The organism is Bacillus sp. 16GRE42 (genome assembly GCF_019837435.1).
Taxonomy (GTDB): domain Bacteria; phylum Bacillota; class Bacilli; order Bacillales; family Bacillaceae_G; genus Bacillus_A; species Bacillus_A wiedmannii.
Genome location: NZ_JADAXF010000023.1, coordinates 1 through 2,443, shown reverse-complemented (window position 1 = coordinate 2,443; position 2,443 = coordinate 1). Strand labels below are relative to the sequence as shown.

2 protein-coding genes are annotated in these 2,443 nt (G+C 33.0%); both read left to right on the top strand.

The window, feature by feature from the left end; genetic code table 11:
* Positions 1 to 205 precede the first annotated feature (205 nt).
* Complete coding sequence (locus tag ILS93_RS28395; protein WP_088046851.1) at positions 206 to 1,165, top strand: alpha/beta hydrolase; 960 nt, start codon at positions 206 to 208, stop codon at positions 1,163 to 1,165.
* Positions 1,166 to 1,349: 184 nt separating this feature from the next.
* On the top strand, positions 1,350 to 2,081 hold the full coding sequence (locus ILS93_RS28390) for a DsbA family oxidoreductase (protein ID WP_064475995.1): 732 nt from the start codon (positions 1,350 to 1,352) through the stop codon (positions 2,079 to 2,081).
* Positions 2,082 to 2,443: the final 362 nt, after the last annotated feature.

Here is a 2,443-nt window from a genome sequence, read left to right as displayed (position 1 = left end):
GTTTTAAACTTCTTATCAGCCTCAAGTAAGTAATCCTTATTCTTTTGACCCTCTCATATTCATTTTCTTTCATCATTTTTGATGTGTAGTTTAAGATTTTTTATTTTATTTTTTGTAGAAGCAATCTGTTGATGTGTTAAAATAGTGCAGTTGTTTTTTTGAGTACTTGAATATAAGAAGATTTAATTTTGAAAAAGGAGATAATATGAAAAAGATAGGTGTAATTACTATAGTAGTTTTAGTTCTTCTAGCAATTACTTATATGTTAGTCGGGAATTATTTTTATAATTATGCGTTGAATGCGAAACAAGAGAAAGAATTTTTGGAGGATAATCCTCACTTAGTGGAAACAGTGAATGCATCGGGAGGTATGTTCGCTACAAATGAAGAAAAGGATGCGAGCTTTGTCTCAAATCATAAACCTAATACACTACACATAAATTCTTTTGATAAGTTGAAATTAACAGGTTATGAATATATGAATGAACAATCTAGCCATAAATGGGCAATTGTAGTTCATGGATATGATAGTAAGGCATTGAAAATGACGAAATATATCCGGAATTTTTATGAAGAAGGATATAACGTCATAGCGCCAGATCTTCGTGGGCATGGAAATAGTGAAGGCAATTATATAGGGATGGGCTGGCACGATCGTAAAGATATTTTGATGTGGATTCAACAAATTGTACAGAAAGACCCTAATGCTGAAATAGCACTCTTTGGTGTTTCAATGGGGGGAGCAACTGTAATGATGACTTCAGGTGAAGAGTTACCTTCTAACGTTAAAGTTATTATTGAAGATTGTGGATACTCAACTGTTATTGATGAATTTACGTATCAACTAAAAGATTTATTCCATTTGCCAAAGTTTCCTGTTATGAATGCGGCAAATACAGTTACAAAATTAAGAGCTGGATATGATTTAGAAGAAGCTTCAGCTGTAAAACAAGTAGCGAAAAGTAAAACACCGATGCTATTTATTCATGGGGATGCTGATACATTCGTTCCCTATGAAATGTTAGATGAAGTATATAATGCTGCAAAAGTAGAAAAAGAGAAATTAATTGTTCCAGGTGCTGGACATGGAGAAGCCGAGAAGGTAGATTCGAATAAATATTGGAATACCGTATGGAAGTTCGTGGGGAGATACATTCCAGCGTAATTAGATTGTTTTAGATTTGTATATACGATAATCAGAAGGAAGTGTTTTTATACTTTTGATTATCGTTTTTTCTATTTAAAAACTCATTTTAGTTTGTGGTATATAAGGTTTGAAGCATAAATTTTTGAATTCCTTATTGCCAATGCTACAATAATTGAAAACTACATGTTAATGAGGTGTTTCTATGAAAATTGAAGTATGGTCAGATTTTGTATGCCCATTTTGCTATATTGGGAAACGTAGATTAGAAATGGCTTTAGAGCAATTTCCGCATAAGAAGGATGTTGAAGTCGAGTTTAAAAGTTTTGAATTAGATCAAAATGCTCCAATTTATTCTGGAACAAGTATTAATGAAGTACTTGCATCAAAGTATGGGATTAGTATTGAAGAAGCTAAGCGTAATAATATACAATTAGGCAATCATGCAGCTAGTATGGGGTTAAGTTTTAATTTTGATGAGATGAAGCCGACGAACACATTTGATGCGCATCGTCTTGCTAAATTTGCAAAGGATCAAGGGAAAGAAAAAGAGATTACGGAAAATCTACTTTTTGCATATTTCACTGAATCGAAAAATTTAAGTGATGTGGATACGCTTGCTACTATTGCTGAAGCTTCAGGTTTAGATAAGCAAGAAGCTTTACGTGTTATTAATGATAAAAGTGCATATGCAAATGATGTTAGAATTGATGAAGCGATTGCTCAGCAATATCAAATTTCAGGAGTACCTTATTTTATTATTAATCAAAAGTATGCTATTTCAGGTGCGCAACCACTTGAAACTTTTGTCGGTGCACTTCAGCAAGTTTGGGAAGAAGAGAATCCTGCATCTAAGTTACAAGAGCTTTCTTCAGAGGGTGGAAGCGATATGTCTTGTACGGATGAAAGTTGTTCTGTACCTTCAAAAGAACAATAGTTTTTATGATGGAATAGCAACCCATAGAGCGTTTCATGGGTTGCTTATCTATTCTTATAGAAGAGGTATATAAATAGATAAATTAATAACGTAAATAGGATTTTTAAAAAAATGAAGTTTTTTAGAAAAACATGTTGACGATTAAGGGTTAGAGGTGTAATATAGAACAAGTCGCCGATGCAATAACGCAGAACGCGGCAAACGAAATGAAAAACTTAGTTGACATTAACTAACGAAGATGTTAACATAAGGAAGTCGCAAATGAGCGACCAAGTAGTTCTTTGAAAACTGAACGAAACAAACAATGTGAAACGTCAATTTTTATTTTTAGATGCTAGACAAACTAACTTTATTGGAGAGTT